This window comes from Flavobacterium sp. J27, assembly GCF_004303025.1.
GTDB lineage: Bacteria > Bacteroidota > Bacteroidia > Flavobacteriales > Flavobacteriaceae > Flavobacterium.
On the sequence record NZ_PJQW01000002.1, the window covers coordinates 428,388 to 451,807 of the forward strand.

22 protein-coding genes are annotated in these 23,420 nt (G+C 30.1%); 15 read left to right on the forward strand and 7 right to left on the reverse strand.

The features are described 5' to 3' along the window. Positions 1-50 precede the first annotated feature (50 nt). The 6 genes from CX675_RS04025 to CX675_RS04050 all read right to left on the reverse strand — a co-directional run bounded on the left by CX675_RS04025 (position 51) and on the right by CX675_RS04050 (position 7,215). Positions 51-683 (reverse strand): response regulator transcription factor, encoded by a 633-nt coding sequence (locus CX675_RS04025; RefSeq protein WP_130733928.1) that lies wholly within the window; start codon positions 681-683, stop codon positions 51-53. Then, the gene (locus CX675_RS04030; protein ID WP_130733929.1) at positions 680-2,005 is read right to left on the reverse strand and encodes a sensor histidine kinase; all 1,326 of its coding nucleotides are present in this window, start codon (positions 2,003-2,005) and stop codon (positions 680-682) included. Before CX675_RS04030 ends, CX675_RS04025 begins: the two co-directional genes overlap by 4 nt. Before the next feature lie 72 nt (positions 2,006-2,077). Beyond that, complete coding sequence (locus CX675_RS04035; RefSeq protein ID WP_165395969.1) at positions 2,078-3,301, reverse strand: kelch repeat-containing protein; 1,224 nt, start codon at positions 3,299-3,301, stop codon at positions 2,078-2,080. Positions 3,302-3,319: 18 nt separating this feature from the next. Then, positions 3,320-4,102 carry a hypothetical protein gene (locus CX675_RS04040; RefSeq protein ID WP_130733931.1) on the reverse strand — a complete coding sequence of 261 codons (783 nt, stop codon included), beginning with the start codon at positions 4,100-4,102 and terminating at the stop codon, positions 3,320-3,322. 122 nt (positions 4,103-4,224) lie between these two features. Beyond that, entirely contained in the window at positions 4,225-5,133 is a 909-nt protein-coding gene (locus tag CX675_RS04045; RefSeq protein WP_130733932.1) for a patatin family protein, read from the reverse strand. Continuing rightward, on the reverse strand, positions 5,134-7,215 hold the full coding sequence (locus tag CX675_RS04050; protein ID WP_130733933.1) for a M1 family metallopeptidase: 2,082 nt from the start codon (positions 7,213-7,215) through the stop codon (positions 5,134-5,136). A gap of 85 nt (positions 7,216-7,300) precedes the next feature. On the opposite strand from CX675_RS04050, the gene CX675_RS04055 reads away from it, so the two are divergent. From CX675_RS04055 to CX675_RS04070, 4 genes are all read left to right on the forward strand, one after another. Then, positions 7,301-8,023, forward strand: coding sequence for a diphthine--ammonia ligase (locus CX675_RS04055; RefSeq protein WP_130733934.1), 723 nt, complete (start codon positions 7,301-7,303; stop codon positions 8,021-8,023). Positions 8,024-8,029: 6 nt separating this feature from the next. Beyond that, positions 8,030-8,524: a hypothetical protein gene (locus CX675_RS04060; RefSeq protein ID WP_130733935.1), complete on the forward strand. Its 495-nt coding sequence runs from the start codon at positions 8,030-8,032 to the stop codon at positions 8,522-8,524. Beyond that, positions 8,509-9,228, forward strand: coding sequence for an aspartyl/asparaginyl beta-hydroxylase domain-containing protein (locus tag CX675_RS04065; protein ID WP_240723587.1), 720 nt, complete (start codon positions 8,509-8,511; stop codon positions 9,226-9,228). The genes CX675_RS04060 and CX675_RS04065 overlap by 16 nt, the downstream gene beginning before the upstream one ends. 103 nt (positions 9,229-9,331) lie before the next feature. After that, positions 9,332-9,928: a hypothetical protein gene (locus CX675_RS04070; RefSeq protein WP_130733936.1), complete on the forward strand. Its 597-nt coding sequence runs from the start codon at positions 9,332-9,334 to the stop codon at positions 9,926-9,928. 102 nt (positions 9,929-10,030) lie between these two features. Here the strand turns inward: CX675_RS04070 and CX675_RS04075 are convergent, their stop codons facing one another. Next, positions 10,031-10,504, reverse strand: a complete 474-nt coding sequence (locus CX675_RS04075) for a MerC domain-containing protein (RefSeq protein ID WP_130733937.1) — start codon at positions 10,502-10,504, stop codon at positions 10,031-10,033. Positions 10,505-10,743: 239 nt separating this feature from the next. Here CX675_RS04075 and CX675_RS04080 point away from each other — a divergent pair, with 239 nt between their 5' ends. The 11 genes from CX675_RS04080 (at position 10,744) to CX675_RS04130 (ending at position 23,367) form a co-directional block, all read left to right on the forward strand. Further along, a complete protein-coding gene (locus CX675_RS04080; RefSeq protein WP_130733938.1) occupies positions 10,744-13,281 on the forward strand; it encodes a DUF559 domain-containing protein in 2,538 nt (845 codons plus the stop codon). 313 nt (positions 13,282-13,594) lie between these two features. Then, a complete protein-coding gene (locus CX675_RS04085; RefSeq protein ID WP_130733939.1) occupies positions 13,595-14,707 on the forward strand; it encodes an acyltransferase in 1,113 nt (370 codons plus the stop codon). A gap of 354 nt (positions 14,708-15,061) precedes the next feature. After that, positions 15,062-15,295 carry a hypothetical protein gene (locus CX675_RS04090; RefSeq protein ID WP_130733940.1) on the forward strand — a complete coding sequence of 78 codons (234 nt, stop codon included), beginning with the start codon at positions 15,062-15,064 and terminating at the stop codon, positions 15,293-15,295. Between the two features lie 218 nt (positions 15,296-15,513). Continuing rightward, positions 15,514-16,506: a hypothetical protein gene (locus tag CX675_RS04095; RefSeq protein ID WP_130733941.1), complete on the forward strand. Its 993-nt coding sequence runs from the start codon at positions 15,514-15,516 to the stop codon at positions 16,504-16,506. Positions 16,507-16,588: 82 nt separating this feature from the next. After that, on the forward strand, positions 16,589-18,121 hold the full coding sequence (locus CX675_RS04100; protein WP_130733942.1) for a right-handed parallel beta-helix repeat-containing protein: 1,533 nt from the start codon (positions 16,589-16,591) through the stop codon (positions 18,119-18,121). A 242-nt stretch (positions 18,122-18,363) separates the two neighbouring features. Next, a complete protein-coding gene (locus tag CX675_RS04105; RefSeq protein WP_130733943.1) occupies positions 18,364-19,170 on the forward strand; it encodes a hypothetical protein in 807 nt (268 codons plus the stop codon). A 54-nt stretch (positions 19,171-19,224) separates the two neighbouring features. Beyond that, positions 19,225-19,788 carry a DUF6705 family protein gene (locus CX675_RS04110; protein WP_130733944.1) on the forward strand — a complete coding sequence of 188 codons (564 nt, stop codon included), beginning with the start codon at positions 19,225-19,227 and terminating at the stop codon, positions 19,786-19,788. A 438-nt stretch (positions 19,789-20,226) separates the two neighbouring features. Next, on the forward strand, positions 20,227-20,910 hold the full coding sequence (locus tag CX675_RS04115) for a hypothetical protein (protein ID WP_130733945.1): 684 nt from the start codon (positions 20,227-20,229) through the stop codon (positions 20,908-20,910). A 193-nt stretch (positions 20,911-21,103) separates the two neighbouring features. Further along, positions 21,104-22,219 (forward strand): WG repeat-containing protein, encoded by a 1,116-nt coding sequence (locus CX675_RS04120; protein ID WP_130733946.1) that lies wholly within the window; start codon positions 21,104-21,106, stop codon positions 22,217-22,219. A 16-nt stretch (positions 22,220-22,235) separates the two neighbouring features. Next, positions 22,236-22,625, forward strand: coding sequence for a DUF1801 domain-containing protein (locus CX675_RS04125; RefSeq protein WP_130733947.1), 390 nt, complete (start codon positions 22,236-22,238; stop codon positions 22,623-22,625). Between the two features lie 172 nt (positions 22,626-22,797). Continuing rightward, on the forward strand, positions 22,798-23,367 hold the full coding sequence (locus CX675_RS04130; protein WP_130733948.1) for a Crp/Fnr family transcriptional regulator: 570 nt from the start codon (positions 22,798-22,800) through the stop codon (positions 23,365-23,367). Positions 23,368-23,420 lie beyond the last annotated feature (53 nt).

The window sequence follows — 23,420 nt, forward strand, 5'->3', positions numbered from 1 at the left end:
ACATTTACCTTTTACTTTGTTACCCCAAAAAAAATATTTTTTTTATTTTTTTACAATAATCCTTTTTCAATAGCTATTTTAACTAGGCCAGCCGTGTTTCTCACATTTAACTTTTGAATTAGATTACTTCGATGTGCTTCAATAGCTTTGGTAGAAACAAATAATTTTGATGCTATTTCGTCTGTAGTAAATTCTTGAACAATTAACTCGAGTACTTCTTTTTCTCTACGAGTAATTTTTGGTAAAAAATCGATTCTTTTTTCTAGGCCAATCGTTTCGCTTAAAATTTGATTTTTCAATTCCTTTGGTAAAAAAATTTCGTTATCCATTACCATGGTAATTGCTTTTATTATTTCTTCAGAAGAAGTATTTTTTAAGAGATAGCCTTTAGCTCCATTTCTAAGCATTAATTTTACCATATTAACATCTTCAAAACTGGTTAAAGCTATTATTTTTAGTTTTGGTACTAATTTTAAAATTTCTTTACAAGATTGAGTTCCATTGCCATCTTTAAGATTAATATCTAATAACAAAATATCAGGTTGATCAGAGGCTATGTTTTCTATTGTTTCTTTCAAAGAAAGATAAGAAGCAACGATTTGATAATTTACGTCTAATTGAAACATAGCTTTTAAACCTTCTATAATCATAGCATGGTCATCTGTAATGGCAATTGAAATCATAATAATGGAATATTTATTAAAATGGTTGTTCCTTGTTGAGACGAGTCTATTTCCATTTTTGCATTAAGATAATTTATTCTATTCTCTATATTTTTAAAACCTATTCCCTTAAATTGTGCATGGGATTCAAAACCGATACCATCATCTTCTACTGTAATATTTAAGTATTCTCCTAAATTATTACAATGTACAGTTACTTCTTTTGCTTTTGCATGTTTAATGGTATTTTGAATCAATTCTTGAACAATGCGATAAATACTAGTTTCAATATTTTTTGCCAATAATAATTCCCCTCCAAACCATTGGTAATCAATAAGAAGAAAAGGACTATTCATTTTATTACAAAATTGTTCTAATGCATACGATAAATCATTCTGTGAAATTGCATACGGAGTAAGATTGTGAGAAATGGTTCGAACTTGCTCGCATGTAGTGTCTATCATAGTAATACTTTTTTCAAGATTCTCTTTGTTAATTTCATTGGAGAGTTTATTTTTAAAAGCCATTAATTGAAACTTAATAGCAGATAAATCACCATTAATACCATCATGTAAATCTTGAGCAATTCTATTCCTTTCCTTTTCTTCACCTTCAATAAGAGCATTTAGTTTTGTTATTTCTAATTTATGCTTCGCTTTCATCTGTTTATTTCTTTGGTTTATACTTTCATCATTAATCAATTTAATTTTATATGCCAAACCTAAACTAAAACAAAATGTTTCTATAATAATACCAATAATAAAATATTGCAAAGGTTGATAGTCTCTTAATTGATGATAACTTAATATAAAAGCTATCAGTGCAAAAATAATATAAGCAATTATTCCCGTTAATAAAAAATATTTATGTTTATCTGAATGTTTTAATGCTAATGGAAAAAAATAGAAAAATAGCAATAATACTATTGGTAAAAACAAATAGGTAAATGTTTTAAAAAATAAAGTGTACCAATGGTATTGTATTGAAAATAAAGTCAACAAAATAAAAAAAATGATGACAGAAAATAAAAATAGACGAACTTTTTGAAAAACCTTTGGTAAAAACTTTTGAAAATCTAAAAAATACAACGCAAAAATAAAATAAAAACTATAAAATATAACTTGTATTAACCAATTGTAATGTAATAGTAATTCTTCACTCACAAATTGTAATAAATAACTATATATTCTTTCTTCTTTTGTACTTAAATAGGCTAATAAAAAAGTACCATAAAAAACATAATACTTAAAACTTTTTTCTTTGGTAAAAAAATAAATACATCCACTGATAACTGTAAATAATATCAGATAAGACAAAGCGGCATACCATAAAAAGAAAAGCATATTCTGTTTTTAAGTAAAAATAAATAAAATATCATTGTACCAAAGTGAAATAGCACAATGATATTTAAAAAATTAATCTAAAAACCAAATACCGTTATTTGGCTCTTCACTAGATGAAGCAAACAGTTTCAGCCCTCCAATAACCCAAATTTTATCTTTAAAAGCGGTTGCTGTATGATCAGATCTATCATTAAAGTTAGCACTTTCCACATTTCTAATCCAATTGATGCCGTCTTTTGAAAACCAAACATCGTTTCGATCAATGGTTGCAAAACCTGCTATTAGCCAAATTTTATTATCATAAACCACGAGTTGATGGCGAGAACGATTACCAAAATTAGTAACCGTTGTTTCTAATTGCCAAGTGCCTCCATTTGTTGAACTTCTAACTTCATTTCCATTAACTAGGTACATTTTATTATTAAAAACTACTGTAGCATGATCCTGCTTAAAGGCAATATTGGCATTATTAGTTGCTGGCAACCAATCAATTCCATCTGTTGAAAACCAAACATCATGTAAAGATTGTGACGGATTTAGATGTCCTCCAATTACCCACATTTTATTATCAAAGACAACAGAAGAATGGCCTTGACGAATGGAAAATGCTGCTGCTGCAGTTGCTTGTGTCCAAGTAACTCCATCCGTAGAAAACCACACATCATTTTTATTATTGGTAGTATTTGTTTTTCCACCAATAACCCATATTTTATTATCAAATACAACAGATGAATGATTTTTTCTACTTCCAAAAGGAGGATTCGCATTAATTACTGTCCAATTTACACCATCAGAAGAATTACGAACGCCATTATCTTCTCCTCCCAATATCCAAAGTTTGTCTTGAAATACAACTGTAGTATGTTCATTTAAAAGGGTAAATCCATTTAATGCTAAAGTTCCATTTGTTAAGTTTCTGGTGGTAAAATTAAAAGTACTGTTAGCTTGCGTTTGTGCTCCTACATTATCATTAGCTCTTACACTCCAAAATAAATTTTCAGATAAGGGTAGTCTTGTCGTTGGTACGAATGAAGTACCATTTATATTAGACGCTATCGGTTGTAAATCATTTTCTGAAGTTCCCAAAAGTAAATCGTAAGTTACATTAAATCCTTCTGGGTCTAGCGCTGGTTCCCAAATAAATGTTGGTTTTAGGCCTACGTTTAATTCGCCATTAATCACGGATACTAAATCAAAAGCTTCTGGTTTTTGATTGGATTGATTGTTTACTTCCTCTTTACTGCAACTGCTCAAAATCGAAGCAAAACCTAAAAAAATTAAAAGACTTTTTTTCATAATACTCATTTTAAAACTTTATTGTACTTTTATAAGCAATGTTTTTCCTCCATTTTGACTAGTAATCAACATTTTATCATTCTCTACATAGTATTTTCCAGCGTCTACTGTTTGTGTCTGTCCATTTTGTGTTACTGTAATAAATAAATGCTTGTTTTGGGTAGACCAATTAACTCCTGAAGCTTTACCTCCAGACCCTGAACTCGAATTTCCAGAGTAATCACTTCCACTCATTGTGGCTTGACTACCTCCATCAGCAATAGAACCATCAGCATAAAAAATAACTTTCTGAGTAAAACTTCCACCAAAATAATTATCCCCTGAACCCGAATTGTAAAGTTGTTCTTGTTTCCAGAGACCTACTAAATTTAAATCTCTTTCCTTATTGGAACTCTTTTGAGAAAACGAGGTATTTTGAGAAGGTGTTGTTTTGCTATTGTAATTGTCTTGTTTGGTAAAAAGTACATTTTGGGTTTGTGCTAAACCTACATTACTAAAATCAAAACTCATATCAATTTGATTGCTTTGCAAACAACCTGATAGTATAATATTAATTTGTAGATTATTTTCAACAGCATTTCCTTTTAAACAATTATCTACTATTTTAGCAGAAATAGCATAGGTTTGTTGTTCGTCTTGCATGGTACCTACATAATCATTTTTACTTTGCTTTTTTAAAGAAAGTGTAATCGTAGCTCCATTAATTTCTCCAATATAGTTTCCTTCCATTTGTGCTTGTGTAGTATTTTGGCACGACATAAATAATGTCGCAATCCATAAACATAAAAATTGTGCTCTCATATGAATAGTTTTTTAACTACTGCAAGTTGAGAAAACAAATAAAACAATGGAATAGGAATTTACCTAGATTTTAAAATCTAGGGTTTTCCCTAAGTTCAGAAATAAAATATTTAGATAAGGTTTTATTCTTCCTCAGGAATTTCCTGACGGTCAATTTCTTTAGTTTTAGCATACTCATAACCAATTTTCCACCATTCTAACATTTGTTTTTTATTGAAAACCAAAGAGTTTGTTGTTAATAATGTAGGTGTAAAATAAAAATTAATCGTAGCATTGTTTAGTTTGGCTTCGTATTTACCAATTTTAATATTTTGATACTCAATACGATCCATCATGAATGCAAAAAGATTACTTAATAACCCAAACGGACCACGAGCTGGCATTCGGTTGTATAAATTGGTTTCACTTTGCAAAATAATAGCATCAACATGGGTTGCGCCTCTTTTAATTGCTTCTTCAATTGGAATCATAGATGCGAAACCACCATCTGCGTACTCAAAATTATTTTTCCTTACCAATGACATAAATGGAATATAATTACAAGAAATCCAAACCCAATCACAAAAATCATCGTAGGTAAAATCGTTGATAGATTTGTATTCTACAACATTCAAAGATAAATTGGAAACCGTAACAATAATTTCTTTTGGACCACCTTTTAATTCCTCAAATTCTTCTTCAGTGAATACTTTGCGAATTAGTTTTTTTAAGTTTTTACTTTCACCAAATGTTTTAGAACCTTTGATAAAGTTTCTAAAAACATTAAAATGATTGATCGCAATTGTGTCTTCTCCGTATCTTTTTTTAATAATGAAAGGGCAATTACTAAAAATACTATTTTGATTAACGGAAGTATAAATTTCTTTTATTTTGTCTACTTTTTGTAAAGCCAGATGAGAAACTAACAAACTACCCGTAGAAGTACCTAAATATAAATCATAATCCTTGTGTAAATCTTCAATTAAATATTGCGCTACACCTCCTGCAAAGGCTCCTTTACTACCTCCACCCGATATTACTAATGCTCTCATTTATGCTGTTTCCTTTAAAAAATAGTTGATTCTTTCTTTCTGAGTTTCGTTTAATTTATCCTTTAAAAGTATAAATTTTTCTCTAAACTCTTCATTGGAAATTAAAACTCTGATATTATCTTTTGCAAATTTTACAAATTGCCACTTGTGATGTAAAGAAGCATTAATTAATTCTTCTAAGACAGTATCTGATATTTTTCCAAGTTTAATTAACGTTTCTAATGCTGGTTCGCGTACAGAAACTTCATAAGGCAATTGCGTATAGGTTTCTAATTCATGTACAGCTTTTTCTCGCGCTACTGGATTATCATTGGAACCTACAATGGCTAATGTTAAATGTGCTAATTTCAAATTGTAATTCAAACCTGTCCAATCTTTAGACAAAGCAACTAAACGGTCTCGATCAGCTTCAAAATTAGTCCACAATCGAAATAAAGCTATCTCTTTAGTGATGTAAGAGGCATCATTTAATAGGGTTACAAAATCATTTTTAAAGGAAAATGGTATACGAGAAAGTACTTCTGCAACGGCTTGCCTAACTTTAGTATCATTTGTGGCTAAAGCTAATTTTAAAATATCCAATTGCTGTGCTTCTGTCAAGTTTTGCGTTTCATACACAATTTCTTGTTTCACTGTATAATACACCTTGGATTGAATCATGGTATTAAATTTGTCAAACAAAGCTTCATTCGATAAATGTTTGTTGGTTTTTCCAAATTCAACCAATTGATTAACCGATTCGTTTTGTACCAAATAACCAATCGCTTCTTCTAAATTAAATACTGAATTTTCTAACCAATTCTTTTTGAAAGAAACAACATCATAGTTTGACACTTTTTGTATTTCTGCTAAAAAATCATCAGTAGTTACATTTTGAAAAGCATACTTTTTCAAATAATTTTGAACGGCTTTCTGAAAATTTTTCTCACCAACATTCATTCTTAAAACATGCAAGGCCCAAGCGCCTTTTTTGTAAAAGGTTAACGAACTCGCCTTTTCGTTTAAAATAGGAATGCTATCATAGGAATTGGCTTGCTTTAATTCCAATGCCGATTGGTACAATTGATTGTAAAAATAATCGTCCCCAAAAACATTTTTTTCCGCTAATAAAGCATAATATGTAGCAAAACCTTCTTGTAACCAATGGTGTTTACTTTCCTTTGCTGTAATTAAATCGCCAAACCATTGGTGTGCCAATTCATGTGCATTTACATTCAAATAATTTTTGTCATTGAAACCAATCGAATCTACTACAAAATCTTGTGAAAAAATCGTGGAAGTAGTATTTTCCATTCCTGCGTATAGAAAATCTCTCACTGGAACTTGTCGGTACACTTCCCAAGGGTACTTCACTCCTATTTCTTTTTCTAAAAATTCAAAAATTTGTTTGGAATATCTAAAAGTAGGTTCAAATTTTGAAACATCTTTTTTATCCAAATAGAATTCTAATGTAGTTCCTGATTTTGTCCTTGTGGTTTGTTTTTCAAAGTTACCAATGGCAAGCATAACTAAATAGGAAGACATGGGTTTTTGCATTTTGTATTCCCAAACCTTATTACTTGAAGATAAAGGAGGATATTCTCCTATAGAAGTAAGTATTCCATTTGATAATACTTCAAAAGCCTTATCAAATTCAACTGTAAGATTAAAAATCACCTTCTCATTCACATCATCAAAACTGGGCAACCAATAACTGGTATTTTTACCTTGACCTTGTGTCCAAATTTGTAAATCTTCTCCTGCTCCAGTAAAATATAAAGTTTGTTTCGGTTTTGCTTCGTAGGAAAATGAAAGGGTGTTATTTCCTTTGGTAAAACCTTCAAAAAGTAATAATTCTTTATCAGAATTTTTATAGGCAACTTCGTTATTATTGATTGAAACATCTTTAAAATTAATACGAATAGCATCCATTCTAATCGTATCTATCATACTTAAAACCTCAAAGGTATAGGTTACTTCTCCTTTTATTGTTTTTTCTAAAAAATTTGGTTGTACCAAAGCATCACATTGTATAAAATCTACTTTTTTGGTTTGTTGGGCAAACAAAGAAAAAGTAAAGAATAAGATAAAGAAGTATTTCATGATTCGGATTAATTGTTTCAAATTTACAAAGCTTAGTGTAATAATGTATCGATTTTTGTAAGTTTACACTATAATTATACCAAAATTGAAAAAGAAAGCTATTTTTAACTGGAGCAGTGGCAAAGATTCGGCCTTAACCTTATATAAAATCCTTCAAGAAAACGAATACGAAATTGAAACCTTGCTTACGAGTGTAAATTCGCAATACCAACGCATTTCGATGCATGGTGTGCGTATTGAACTATTGGAAAAGCAAGCGGAGCTTATGGGTTTGCCCTTAACCAAAATGATGATTCCAGAAATGCCAACCATGGAAATCTATGATGATATCATGCGTAAGACTTTGCTTGGGTTCAAAGAAAAAGGAATTGAATATTCTATCTTTGGAGATATTTTCTTAGAAGATTTACGAAAATACAGAGAAGATAAATTGGCTTTGGCCAACTTTAAAGGGGTTTTCCCGTTATGGAAAAAAGATACCAAAGCTCTAATTCAGGAATTTCTAGAACTGGGTTTTAAAACGATTATTGTTTGTGTCAACGAAAAATACTTAGGCAAAGAATTTGTAGGCCGCGTTATCGATGAAAATTTCATCAACGATTTACCTTCTAATGTAGATCCTTGTGGTGAAAACGGAGAATTTCATACCTTTACATTTGACGGCCCTATTTTTTCAAAATCTGTTCCTTTTGAATTAGGTGAGATTGTGTATCGAAAATATGAACCAACCAACTCTTCTTCAAACGATGTTTGTAAAACGGAAGATTCACCTTATACCTATGGGTTTTGGTATTGTGATTTAATGTAAACGATTATGGAAGCTACTCTTGAAAAAATTACTTCTTTTTTGTCTGAAATAGGCATTCCTCTTTTAAAAAAAGAACTTACAGATGACACTTTTTTACCTGGTTTAGCTCTTTCCAATAAAGGAATTGAAATTGATTACAACAAACTTTTATATCCTGGTGATATTTTACATGAAGCCGGACATTTAGCGGTTACCACTGCTGAAGATCGAGAAAAAATTGGTACGCCAAATATGCCTCAAGAATGGCCTACGCAAGGAGATGAAATTGGAGCAATGCTTTGGTCGTATGCTGCAGCCATTCATTTGGAAATTCCTCTCGATGTCGTTTTTCATTCCAATGGTTATAAAGGAAGTTCGGAATGGTTGATTCAATCCTACAAAGAAAATAATTTCATTGGTTTACCTTTATTAGAATGGTTTGGTTTAACCTATGGACCAGAAAAAGCAATTGAAAACAACACAAAACCATTTCCTCATATGAAACAATGGATGAGAGATTAACAATGGAGAATGTAGTCAAACATATTCGCTTTCCTTTTACATTCGATGTTGTGAAATTACAACAAGAAGTACAAACCATACTCGCACAAAAATGGATCAATCATTATAATACCAATGATTATGAAGGCGAATGGGCTTCTATTGCGTTGCTTTCGCAAGGTGGAAAATCAGAAAATATAAACGCACTGAATATTGGGAATGAAAAAGTGAGTTATACGGAAATAACTTTGTCTTGTATTTATCTGAAAGAATTAATAGATTCCTTTTTGTTTGAAAAAACTACAGTAAGACTCTTGCGTTTAGCTGCTGGAGCTTACATTAAACCGCATACAGATCATTGTTTGGGGTATGAGGATGGTGTTTTTAGAATTCATATTCCTGTAATTACCAATCCAAATGTTGAATTTATTTTAGATGAAGAACGTTTGATTATGAAGGAAGGGGAATGTTGGTATATTGATGCTAATTTCACGCATTCTGTAGCCAATAAAGGAAAGAAAGATCGCATTCATTTAGTGATAGACGGTATTAGAAATGAATGGACCGATACCTTGTTTTTTAATGAAGCCAATCCCAAACAATTTATTAAACCAGAACCCCAACTTTCCTTAGCTGAAAAAAAACTACTTATTGCACAGCTTAAAACCATACAAACACCCATTGCAGAGGAGTTAATAAAAAAAATAAAGAAAGAAATAGAGTAAAATTGGGGAAAAACCCGCTTCAAAAAACCTCTTTTTTCCTTATATTTTTGTTATAATTATAAGACATCTTTGTAGTATCAATACAACTATAAATACTATAATTATGTTTGAAAATTTAGATGTTTTAAAAATCTTAGGATACGGTATGACTGGCTTTAGCTTTTTACTGGTATTACTTACTTTTTTTCTGCTTAGAGCTGAACAAAACAAAGATCAAGAGCCAAGACCTTTAATCATTAAAATGATTTGGCGATTTATGTTAATGACTGTTTTTATGGTCGTTCTAAACGGTTTTATATCCTTGCCTCTTTTTAATCAGAATTTGAAATTACAAGAAAGTGTAACCCAACTTTCAAATGGCAACAATGAAGAAATTACCAAAGAAATTGCTCAAAACACAAATGATCTAGAAAATTTAATTACAACTCCAAAAAACAACGAAGATTCTATTCGAAATGCCATGCAGGAAATTATCAACAAGCAAAATAAAGCCTTAGATAGCATTAAAGCAACCTTAACTATAGCTAATTCTGATAAAGATAGAATTATAAAAATTGAAAATTTAAAGAAAGAGATGGCTATCAATTATCAGGTCTTATTAAACCCTAATACAGATAAAAGTAAAAAAATGGAAGCGAATCAAAATTTAAAAACCTTAAATATTGATTTGAAAAGAATTGCCATTGCACCAAGGAAATAAAATAAATCCAGATTTTCGTATTGAAAATCTGGATATTCTATCATTTAGTTGGCAAAAAACTATCTATATTTTCTAAATGATATTTCTCAAAAAAAGCTCATATTACTCCTTATAAAATAAATTATTATTCATTATTTTAGGATAAGGCATTTTAAAATTGTTCCATAATGATCCAGTTATAACCAAAAACATTCCGGTAATAGTAATCCATTCAGGTAAATTAAAAACTAACTTACTTGGAATCATAATGGAAAATCCAATAAAACTGATGATAAAAGGACCATAACCTCTACTTGGTATTTTTCGAAATAACAAGCCTAAGTGTATGGCTAAAAACACTATAAACACGGGTAGTAACCACTTCATGTAAGGAATCTCAGTTATACCAATACTTCCTAACATACTCATATAAATAGCCCAACAAACAGGACATTTTGGAAAAAAAGCAATAAGAATACTTAAAATAAAACTTGGAATAGATTGCATTGTTTTTTTAAAAGGACTCTTTTGTACTTCCTTTTGATTAGGACAAGAAGAAGAATGACAAGTACAAGTTGTATTTTTACTAGTTTCCATAATGACTTATTTGTCTGTTAGAGCATGAAAATTTACTTTTATAAAAATAAAACTTCTAAAAAAATCTCATACAGGTAGTTTTACCTGTTTTTATAAAACGAAGATTTCATATTCATTTTATTATTCTTAAATTATACTTTATCTTCGCTTTTGATTATAGAAACCAGAAATCCAAATCTTAATCTCCTTTCTGAAGTTTAAATTGAATTTGATTTTTGATATTGACATTGCCATTAAACATGAATTTATTAGAAACACCTATTGAATATTTAAAAGGAGTGGGTCCCAATCGAGGCGATTTACTCCGAAAGGAACTCAATATTCATAAATATGCTGATTTAATTCATTTGTTTCCGAATCGTTATATCGACAGAACACGCTATTTTAAAATCAATCAATTACAAAATAACAATTCTGAAGTTCAAATTATTGGAAAAATCATCCATATTAAAACGGTAGAACAAAAAAGAGGTAAACGCTTAGTCGCTACCTTTATCGATGATACAGGTGAAATGGAATTGGTTTGGTTTCAAGGTCATAAATGGATCAGAGAAAGTTTAAAACTGAATGAAGTATATGTCATTTTTGGTAAAGTCACACAGTTTGGCAGTACTTTTAACATGGCTCATCCTGAAATGGAATTAATCGCAGAACATAAATCGAGCTTACGATCAGCTATGCAACCCGTTTATCCAAGTACAGAAAAATTAGCAAACAAAGGCATTTCAAATCGAGTGATTAACAAACTCATGCAACAGCTCTTTATTGAAACGCATGTGCTTTTTTCTGAAACCTTACCGAACTATTTACTTGACGAATTAAAATTGCTTTCTAAAAAAGAAGCTTTATTTAACATTCACTTTCCAAAAAACCAAGATTTATTATCCAAAGCACAATTTCGATTGAAATTTGAAGAATTATTTTTCATTCAATTGCAATTGATTACTAAAAATCTCATTCGTAAACATAAAATTAAAGGACTGCCTTTTAAAACTATTGGAGAAAATTTTACCAATTTTTACAACCATCATTTGCCTTTTGATTTAACTAATGCTCAAAAAAGAGTAATCAAAGAAATACGTAACGATTTAGGAAGTAATGCCCAAATGAATCGTTTACTACAAGGTGATGTAGGTTCGGGAAAAACAATTGTGGCTTTACTTTGTATGCTTATGGCTAAAGATAACGGGTTTCAAAGTTGTCTCATGGCTCCTACAGAAATTTTAGCTACCCAACATTACATTGGTTTAACCGAACTAGCTAAAAATTTAAATATTAACATTCAAATTTTAACGGGATCAACCAAAACTAAAGAAAGAAAAGTAATTCATGAAGCGCTCGAAAACGGTTCTTTAGACATCCTCATTGGTACACATGCTTTACTAGAAGATAAAGTGGTTTTTAATAACCTTGGTTTAGCCATTATTGATGAGCAACATCGTTTTGGAGTGGAACAACGTAGTAAATTATGGAAAAAAGGAAGCCTACCTCAATCCTTCCAAAGGAAGGAAGTAGAAAAAGTGCTACAAAAGTACCAAACTGCTAGACCCTCAGCTTATGCATTATTAAAAGAAAGAAAAATTAACAATAAAAAGAAAGCTACACAAGCTGAATCTATACTTTGGGAATTTTTGAGAAATAAAAAACTGAATTATAAATTTAGACGACAACATATTATAGATATTTTTATTGTTGACTTCGTCAATCTTGAAAAGAATTTGATTATAGAAGTTGATGGTGGTTATCACCAATTACAAGAGCAAAAAGAAGCTGATGAATTAAGAACAGAAATATTAAATGAATTAGGATTCAAAGTAATTAGATTTACTAATGAAGAAGTAATTGGAAATACTACAGCTGTTTTAAATAAAATTGAACAAGTATTGCAAAGCCTCCCTTCTGGGGAGGTTGGTGGGGCTACTATTCCTCCACATATTTTGGTAATGACCGCTACTCCTATTCCTCGTACACTAGCGATGAGTTTATATGGCGATTTAGATATTTCAGTTATTGATGAATTACCAGCTGGTAGAAAACCCATTCAAACCGTACATCGCTATGATAGTAATCGCTTGAAAGTATGGCGTTTTTTAAAAGATGAAATAGCCAAAGGCAGACAAGTATATATTGTATATCCATTAATTCAAGAATCAGAAAAAATGGATTACAAAGATTTGATGGATGGTTATGAAAGTATTTCAAGAGATTTTCCTTTGCCTCACTATTCCATCTCTATTGTTCATGGCCAAATGAAACCTGCCGATAAAGAAGAAGAAATGCGTCGTTTTGCAGCTGGTAAAACCAATATCATGGTGGCAACAACTGTGATTGAAGTAGGTGTGAATGTTCCTAATGCATCGGTTATGGTGATTGAAAGCGCAGAACGTTTTGGATTATCTCAACTGCATCAGTTGCGTGGTCGCGTGGGTCGTGGTGCCGAACAAAGTTATTGTATTTTGATGACGGGTTTTAAACTAAGTGAAGATAGTAAAATTAGAATGGAAACGATGGTGCGTACCAATGACGGATTTGAAATTTCTGAAGTGGATTTGAAATTACGTGGCCCAGGTGATATTATGGGAAAACAGCAAAGTGGTGTCTTAAATTTACAAATTGCAGATATTGTGAAAGACAAAGAAATTCTACAATTAGCCCGACATAAAGCGATACAACTTTTAAAAGAAGATGCTGCGATGGAAAAACCAGTTCATGAAGCTCTCAGAAAAGCCTTTATAGAAGTGAGCAAAAAGAAAAACATCTGGAATTATATCAGTTAAACCATAGTTCAAATAACAACTAACCTCAATTCGAGTATTTTTGTGGAATGTAATGCAACAAAAATGTATCGAGATTTTTTTATACATAAAAATAAAATAGTTACTATTGCTACCTTTAACTCAACCTGTTTTAAAAAATTTACAAGTACCTAAATACGAATAAAATACCTCTTGCAGTTTAGTGGTAATTGTTTAGATTTGTAACGATATAAATAAATTATCACACTTATAAACAAGTTAGCGTTAAGTTTATTAAAACAGCGTTTAAAAACAACAAAATAAATTAACAAACAAAAAATTCCTTCAGAATAAATTGGACAAAAATATTCAGCAAAAATTTTATGGTCTAGACCATTTAAGAGCAATAGCCATAATTTTAGTTTTCTTTTTTCATTATTTCATTATCAGCGATGGACAACCTGAATGGCTGCCAAATGTAGCTTCTTTCGGTTGGACTGGTGTTGATCTGTTTTTCGTTTTAAGTGGTTTTTTAATTTCCTCACAATTATTTGTCCAAATAAAACAAGGACAAAATATTTCATTCAAGATTTTTTTTCTAAAAAGATTTTTCAGAATTGTACCTGCATTTTTGGTAACGGTTGGAATTTATTTTTGCTTTCCATTTTTTAGAGAAAAGGAAGCACTTCCTCCACTTTGGAAATTTCTAACTTTTACGCAAAATCTTGGTTTAAATTTAAAAGATTTTGGAACTTTTTCACATGCTTGGTCGCTTTGCGTTGAAGAACATTTTTACTTGTTTTTGCCAATAATTTTACTTGTTCTTCAAAAGCTTAATTGGTTTTCAAAATCATTTTGGATATTGATAACTTTATTCATTTTTGGATTCGCAATTAGAATTTATAGTTTTGAGAATTTATATCTTCCAAAAATAAATGATGAAATTAGTTGGATGTATTGGTATAAATTCGTTTACTACCCAACATATAATCGGTTGGATGGACTTTTAGTTGGTGTTGCCATTGCAGGAGTTTATATTTTCTTGCCAGAATTATGGAATAGAATTTCAAAATATGGCAACTTATTATTTATTGTAAGTTTACTAATTTTAGCAAGCGCTTATTTTCTATGTAATGACCAAATGACTTTTAATGCTTCAATATTTGGTTTTCCAATAATTGCAATTGGTTTTGGTTCTATTGTTATGAGTGTAATTAGCCCAACCAATTTTTTATTTAAGTGTAAATCTAAAATAACGACATTTATTGCGACAATTTCTTATGCAATTTATTTAACACATAAAGGAGTAATTCATACGACACATCAACTATTGGCAGACTTTAAAATTGACACCAATTTGATGCTTTTAATTTGTATAATAACGTGCATAAGTTTTGCTTATTTGCTACATTTGACAATAGAAGAACCATTTATGAAATTACGGAACAGAATTATCAACAAGAAATAAAACCTACCAATAGCAACGGTTTTACGTCAGGCAGGCTGACGTACAAACTTGGAGCTTTGTGCTTCTATTTAAGTACAGTACACGTTGACAGTTTTGTACTCCGAAACCGCCCGAACGCAAAGCTACAAACCGTTACCTAACATTTGAGAAAACTAAGTATATTTTACATATTAATAATATTGACCTTTAATTGTTGTGATAAAAAAAGGATTCTGATAACCGAATTATTTATGAGTTGTCTGAAAAAGCTTCATTGAAAATAACGGAAATATATAAGGAGAAAAAAATAAATCTAAAGATGATTATTTTTATATTACAATATCTGAATCTGAAAATGGCACAGAAGAAACTTATTTGACTTTAAACAGTTGTAATAAAGAATATACGTGTATTTATTCTAATGATTTATATAAAAAAACAAACAGGTTTTTAAAATTAAACGACAATTTATATATCCCAGTTTTTATCTCTGCCGATGTATTGCTTGTGAAGAAAACTACAAATGAATTATCTCAAAAAATTGGTGGCGGAAAAGTATTCAAAATTGACTACAATGGAAATATTATTGAATATGGAGTTACAATGTAAACGGAATAAAAAAACGTTGGACAACAATGTGTACCCTAATAGATTTACTTCATCAGTTTGGTTAAATACGCGCTACGAGTGCAAGAAAAAAACATCTGGAATTATTCAGCTAAATATAAAATGATTTGTTTAAAATACTTATTTATAAGTATTTCTAAAAGTAATGTATAGCCTATTTTTGTTAAAATACAAATAAACAACAAATATCGCTTTACATTATGTGGAAACTAAATAAAGAATTTTTAAATATTTTAAATCCAAATGCTAACAGAAAAAATATTCATTTTGCAAAAAGTTATAATAATAAACTTTTCATAATTCAAGAAGATACCGTTTTAAGTATTTGGAAAATAGATCCTCATTTTCAAATTACAAAAGAATACGATGTTAATTTAGGCAGCAAATTTTATAATCCAAATTTTCAATTTCTAGACAATAAACTCCTATTAAATAATCGTTATGGCGAAATATGTATCATAGACTTCAATGATTATAACAATTTAATAACAATTTTTTCAAAAGATATTGAAGGTAGAGAATCTTGCTGCATGTATAAGAATAAACTATACAGTCAAATATATTTAACCAATACTGATGGATACAGTATTTCCGACCTACCTACAATTAAAAACCCCAATCCAAAAACAACTATTGCAATACAAAAAGAAAACATTTCAAGTGGATCTTATGCTTTAGTGACCAACACTGTAATTTATTGGATAAATCAAGAAAGCATTTTTATAATGGATGTTTCCAATCCCGATATACCTAAATCTATAGTAGAAAAAGAAATAGTTGATTTAGTGATGGGCTATCCCATACTAGTAGCAAATAATAGAATGGTTGTTATAGAAACATATGATGCTAATAGAATAGGCTGTAATTTTTTTGATATTTCAAATAACAATATTAAACGTTTGCAAAAAGGTCAATTTAAAAATCACTGCATAAGAGCCTTTCACTTAAGCAATGATTATTTATTTTTGGTACATTTAGATTTTAAAAAAATAAATAATGAAAGAAAGTATAAAACTTACCTAAGTGCTATAGATATCAATAATGACTTTTCAATCCGTTTTACAAAAGAATTACCATTTATTGAAATCTATGGAGATGATAGTAGTAAAATAGTATGGGTAGGAGAATATAATAATAAAATAATTATACTATTAGCCAATGGAAAGTTTTTTGATTTGATATTATCAACCTAAACTTCAATTACGAAGCTGTATTTGCTAAATCCTAAAAAACAGGTATTTTTACCTATAGCCAACTTATTAAAATGCTATAGATTTGTCATCAACCAAACCTATAAGTATGCTATTAGAACGCTCGCACCACATGGTGAAAGAACTTTTTTCTCATGATATTTTTAATACAATAAACAAAGAAGCATTATTTAAAAAATACAATATTACTCCTTATATTTACGAGTTAAACCATAAGATACAACCCTTACAGGAAGCTTGGTTACAAGAAACTTCAGAAATTAAAACCATCCCTTCAGCAGGAATTATTATTTACAAAGAAGGACATTATACGTTTTCAAATAATATTACTTGGGAAGCTTTGCCTAACACGGCTGCTATTACGATTCAGTGTTCCAATGTAATCCTAGATTTAAACGGATTTACTCTCAAAGTAGAAAATAAAGAGAGTACAAACAATTGTATCGGAATTTCAATACTAAATCCAAATACGGTATTCTTAAACCCAAACAAACACAAAAAAGTAAATCATACCGAAATTGTAAATGGAACAATTTCTGGTACAAGTTTGTATGGTATTTGCGCTCAATCGGTTTCAGAATTACTCATTGAAAACATTACCATTGAAAAAATAAAATACGAAAACCTCACAGAAGCCAATGTAAGTCCAGGAGGTATTCACATTAATACAGCGGAAAACATTACCATTACAAATTGTATCGTAAGCGATCTTAAAGTAACCTCTTCTTCTTGTGCAGGTATTCAATTATTAGAAACAGAAAATGCAATACTTACCAACTGTACCATGACCGATTTTACCAATTATGATGGTTCAACGCAAGGGTACAGTTACATTGGTTGCAAAAATAGTACTAGTTCGGGTTGCAAAGCCAAACATTTTGCCTCTCATTATCAAGGTAAAACCCAAACATTAGGTCATACTGTTATTGGTTTTTGTCCTTGGTTCTCTTCTAACCTAACATTTAACGATTGCGAATCGGTAGGTATGACTGGTTGTTGCGATGATTGTCATGGTATGTCTATCTTTCTCAATTACAATGTGGAAGTAAACCGTTTTCATGCAGAAGCAATTATTGATGGTTGGGGAACCAATACCGGTGCAAAAGCAACCGGATTAGAAGTATATGGTATTAAAACAAACATAAAAGACTGCACCGTAGAAAATATTAAAGCTATTCAACCACAAGATCTACAAAGTGCTGGCTACAGTGCTTGGGGCATGGCTATTACTTTTACCAATTGCCTAGCAAAAGATGTAAAAGTTTTAGCCCCAAACCAAGAGCCAAATACCCAATACGGTTTTGGAACCGGTTATGGTTGGGCACCAGACCCAAGGGAAGAATTCCGTATCATTCCAGCCATAGATGTCACGTATACGAATTGCAAAGCGATTGATTGCCAAGTAGGTTTCGACACTTGGTTTCATATCAATTCGACTTGGGAAGACAATTGCAGTCAGGAAAATTGCGACATTCCTTTATTGGTACAAATTAATGGTTTTAGAACCCTTTCTGGTAATAAATGTTCAGAATGCCTAAAACCCTTTAGTGTAACATTAACCAATGTTGCCAAAGACAATACCTACCCTGAAATGTAAACAAAACCATAAAATAATTAGACTTTTTGTATCCTAATTTATATTGGTACAACAAAATAGAATTAATATCTTAGCTTATTATTCTTTTACAATCAAAATGAGAAATGCGGCTATCTACTTTCAAAAATTTTTACTAATACTCTTTTTAATTAATACTCTTTTTAATTAATACACCTGTTCTTCTATTTGCTCAAAATACTATTTGTGAGTGCTGTTCGCATTCAACTTTAAAAAATGAAGAAATGTATTCCAATTTTTTTTCTCCTGAAGTAATCGTATCTAAAGGAATTAAAGAAGTTATGGTATATACAAAACCAAATAACAGTACCACGCAATATAAAGAAGCAAAATATGCTTTTAACAATAAAGGATATGTAATTGCTGCTACTTTTTACTATGCGGGTATTCCTAATAGTATGCAGGTTTTTAAAAGAACTAAAACAAACAAAATATACCAGCAAATACAATATGATTTAGACAGCCTTGAGCGAAAAATACCTTACCATACTCCAGAAATTACAAGCTTAAAATATGATGCTAAAAACCGACTTATTAAATTGCAAAAAGGCTCCTTTAATAGGGAAAGAACAACTAATAGTAAATCAGATTATACACTTTTTAAATACGATAACAAAGATAGAATTGTATCTATAGAAAATTTTTATTATAACTATAATGGTAGCTTACAAAAATCAATAGCTAACTACATCTATAACGATAGCTTATCTACTGTAATAAAAGAATCCTTTCGCAATGGAAAATTATCTACTACAGGTGAAGCAAAACTTAACAGTAGGGGAACAATTATTTATTTTAAATTATATAAAGTAAGCTTAAAAGAAGTTGCTCTTGAACAACATTTTATATACAACTCTTTAAACCAACTCATAGAACAAAAAAGCAAAAATTATCAAGAAGGTGGAAGCGAATGCTTAGAAGGACAAACCTATACAGATAAATTCCAATACAACGATAACACACTTATTGCATCCATTCTGCATACGTTTCAAGAAAATAGTTGTGAAATGACATTTGAATACAATAAATAAGCTAAAATTATGTTGTATAATTGATTTTTAATGTATTCAATATCAATATATAGAATGAAATATATAGTTTTAGTTTTATTATTCTCAACAACAACATTTGCTCAAACTCTTGAAGAAAAACCTCTTGGAACTTTTTTTAACCCTAATGAAAACAAACATGTTTATTATAAAGATGTAAACAATCTCTTAAATAAATATGTAGGAACTTGGGTTTTTGATGATGGCACACACTATTTTAAAATTCAATTTTATAAAGAGACATTTCATAGAGAAACTCCTATAGGCAATAAAAAAATAACCATTTTTACAGATAGAATTGTTGGACATTATCAATATAAATTGAACGGTGTAGTAATCTATGATGTCACTGATAATAGATATGTACATAGCACTAGTGGTGCTTTTTTTAATGGGCTTAGAATTTTTTATGATGAACCAACCAATGCATCATGTGGCAGGTCAATAATGGGTAAAGTTACGCTCGATTATTCAAATAGTAATAACATCGAACAATTAACTTGGAACAGAACTGATACTAATTTCGAGACAATTTGGTGTCAACCTTTTGATAAGACACCTTACAAGACACCTACTAATATGATATTGATAAAACAATAAAAAAAATAACTACTAATTAAAGTCCGAAGTTAAAAACTTCGGACTTTGTTTTATTATTTACTACAGTAACCGATATACATTACAAGTGCAAATAAGCATACTCCTACAGTATTTTTAAAATTTACAAGTGTAAATAAGCATACTCCTACAGTATTTTTGAAATTTGCAAGTGCAAATAAGCATACTCCTGCAGCATTTTTGAAATTTACAAGTGCAACAGAGCATACTCCTACAGGAAGTAGTTTAAAAACACTTGTATCTTTTAGTATATCCATCGGTCAATAATAGCTACAACTTCACTTTTTAGCGTAATCTTTTAGTTTTTTTTTGAATTTTTCATTTATAAAAAAGAGGTAATTTTTATACTATTAAGACTACAAAATTGGCACGTCGTTTGATAGTTGTAGTATAAAATGTATCACATTAAATTCTACAATTATGACACAAACAACAGCAAACATGGAAAATGTTAAATCGGTTAAAAAACGCAATGTACCTGCAACCGATATCAATTTTGGTAACGTAATTACTACGGTAAGTAGCAAATGGTTGGCTAACGATTGGTTGACACTACAATGGCATGATGCCGCACAATTTCAAACCAATGCCATTAATTTTAACAACATCTTACAATCACGCCTACAAAAAAGAGCTACCAGACCCCAAATTACGCAGTCTTTAAAAACCTTAGATAAAAGTATAGACACCGCATTGTCTTATGTAAAAGGATATATTATAGACAAATACAAAAAAGAAAATGCCACCAGTTACTACGCAGCTTTTGGTATTGAGCACAAAGGCAATAAATATATACTTCCGCAAGATCAAAATAGAAGGATTACAGCTTTACATTTAATGATAGATGCCTTAACAGAACATGATTTTGCTACCAAAGAGTATGGTGTCGCCTACTGGACACCCATAAAAGACCAATACATCGCTTTAGTAAATGAAGCTACTACTATGGATGGTAGTGTTGCGATACAAGTAGGTAATAAAAACACTTTAAAAAATGATTTACGAAAAGCCTTAAACGCTATCATTAATGTTTTAAAAGCAAATTATCCAGATACCTTTAAACAAGAAATGAGAGATTGGGGCTTTCAAAAAGAGAAATATTAATTGGGTTTAATATGTTTATTTCACTATCCTATTCCTTAAAAAAGAATAGGATTTTTTTATGGATTGATAAAAGAAAATAATATTGTCTCAAGTTTTTACAGTTATATGTAATATAACCAATAAATTTATATTTTTGATGTATCATCTCATTTTGAAAACTATCTGAAAGTTTGTTATAATTATATCAATTTCTATGAAACTAACCCCTTTCCTATTTTTCTTTATTCCTATGGCTCTTTTTAGTCAAAAAGACAAGTATTGGTATGCTTTTCACCAAGAAATTTCAGAAAATACTGCCATAGGCTTTAAAAACAATCAAGGAACGATTATGCTTAAGCCCCGTTTTAGTCCGTTTACAATAAACCAAAAATTTGAAAAAATTATCGCTATAAATGATGCTAATGATTCGCATTATACCTCCTATTATGTAAATAAAAAAGGTAAAAAATTCGGTTTAGATAGTTTGTATGTATTCGACTTTACTTATGATGTGGAATTAGAAGGGCATATTCGCTTTTCAACAGGTAAGTATTTAGATTCTATTGGTCTTTTTAATGCAGAAGGAAAAATTACAATTGAGCCTATATACAACAAATTAAGCCGCGTAAATAATGGTTTGGTAATTGCAAAAAAAGGTGCAAAACAAGTACATGAAAAGCATGGAGGTGATTGTGATCATTGGTCGTTTGAAGGAGGAAAAGAAATGTTATTAGACACTTTAGGCAAGGTATTAATTGATAATTTTAGAGACAATGATTTACACTTAAATTTATACTCCTTAGAAATAACAGAACAAGAAAATAGAGCAAAATTTAGACATAATTTTACAGGCGTAGATCAAAAATATTATAGTTTTATTAGTTACAAGGAAGAATTTGAAGACTTTATCTATACGAATCTTAAAAATATTCGAAAGGATACTATAAATGATTATTTATTTCTAAACTTACAACAAAATAAATCAAAAAGTAAAAAAAAGAAACAAGATCATGAGTTATGGAAAGCGCTTGTTTTGTTAAACGAAAACCAAATATCTATTTTAAGTTTTACTCTATTTCATATTGATTACAGTAACTCCGAATTAATTACTTCAATAGAAAAATACCTAGACAATGCCTACCAACTAATTGTTGAGAAATATCCAGTATTTGAAATACAAATCATGACCAATACTGAGACAAAAATAAACATCTCTTTTATCAGAACTGAAAATGGTTATAAAATATATGATTATAGTATTTACAAATACAACTCCAAACGCGATCAAGCTGAACCACCAGCTGCAATAGAAATTCAATCTAAGGAATAAAATAATATTTATTAAAATGAACCCAGAAATTCAATACTACAACAATTCCTTATCGGAAACAGATAAAGCCATTTGTACTAGTTTAGCACAGCTTATTTGCAGTGAATTACACGATGCTGAATATAAAATTTGGCATGCGCACCCCGTTTGGTTTTTAAATGAAAATCCGATTGTAGGTTATAGCAAGCAAAAAAAAGGTATTCGACTGATGTTTTGGAGCGGTGCCGATTTTGAAGAAAATGAATTGAACGTTTTAGGACCCAAATTTAAAGATGCTTCCATTTTTTATACTGATGTAACAGACATTCAACCTGAGGCAATCATGCGTTGGTTACAAAAAGCAAGAATAATTCAATGGGATTATAAAAATATTGTGAAAAGAAAAGGACGCTTAGAACGCTTGTAAGTTGCCTTTAAAGAATTTAGTAAAAAAGAACTCCTATAGTTAATTATTGGTAAATTCAAATTGGTAATAAAAGTTTTATGAAAGCAGCCAAATTGAACACATTTAAATTCTGTACCTTTGAGAAACAATTACATGTTATTTAATAACCTTTCCCAAGTTATAGCATACCTTCATGAGTGAAATTTTAAAACAACAATTGGAAAAAATTATTTCCATTTCGACAGCAGAATTTGACTATGTATTACAACATTTTACTTATAAAAAATTTAAAAAACATCAATTTTTAGTACAGGTAGGGCAACCCGTTACCGAAGATTATTTTGTTTTATCTGGTTGTGTTAAATCCTATTATACCGATGAAAATGATAAAACACACATTCTTTTATTTGGATTACAAGATTGGTGGATTACCGATTATGAAGCATATTATTATGAGCAACAAGCTACCGTTAATATCGATTGCTTAGAAGATACCGAAGTATTGTGTTTAACCAATGAAAACCGTGAAAAAATTTGCAGAGAATTGCATAAAATAGAACATTTCTTTAGAAAAAAAACAAACAGACGCAACGTAGCTTTACAAAAAAGAATTCTTAACTTATTAAGTAGCAGTGCCAAAGAACGTTATGAGATTTTCATCTCTCAGTATCCCACATTAGTTCAAAAACTGCCCAAACATATTATGGCATCCTATTTAGGTGTTACCAGAGAAACCCTAAGTCGTTTGTATGCTTCTAAATAATTTGATTTACATCACATTTTATTTGTGAGCTATGTCCTTATCCTAAAACAGCT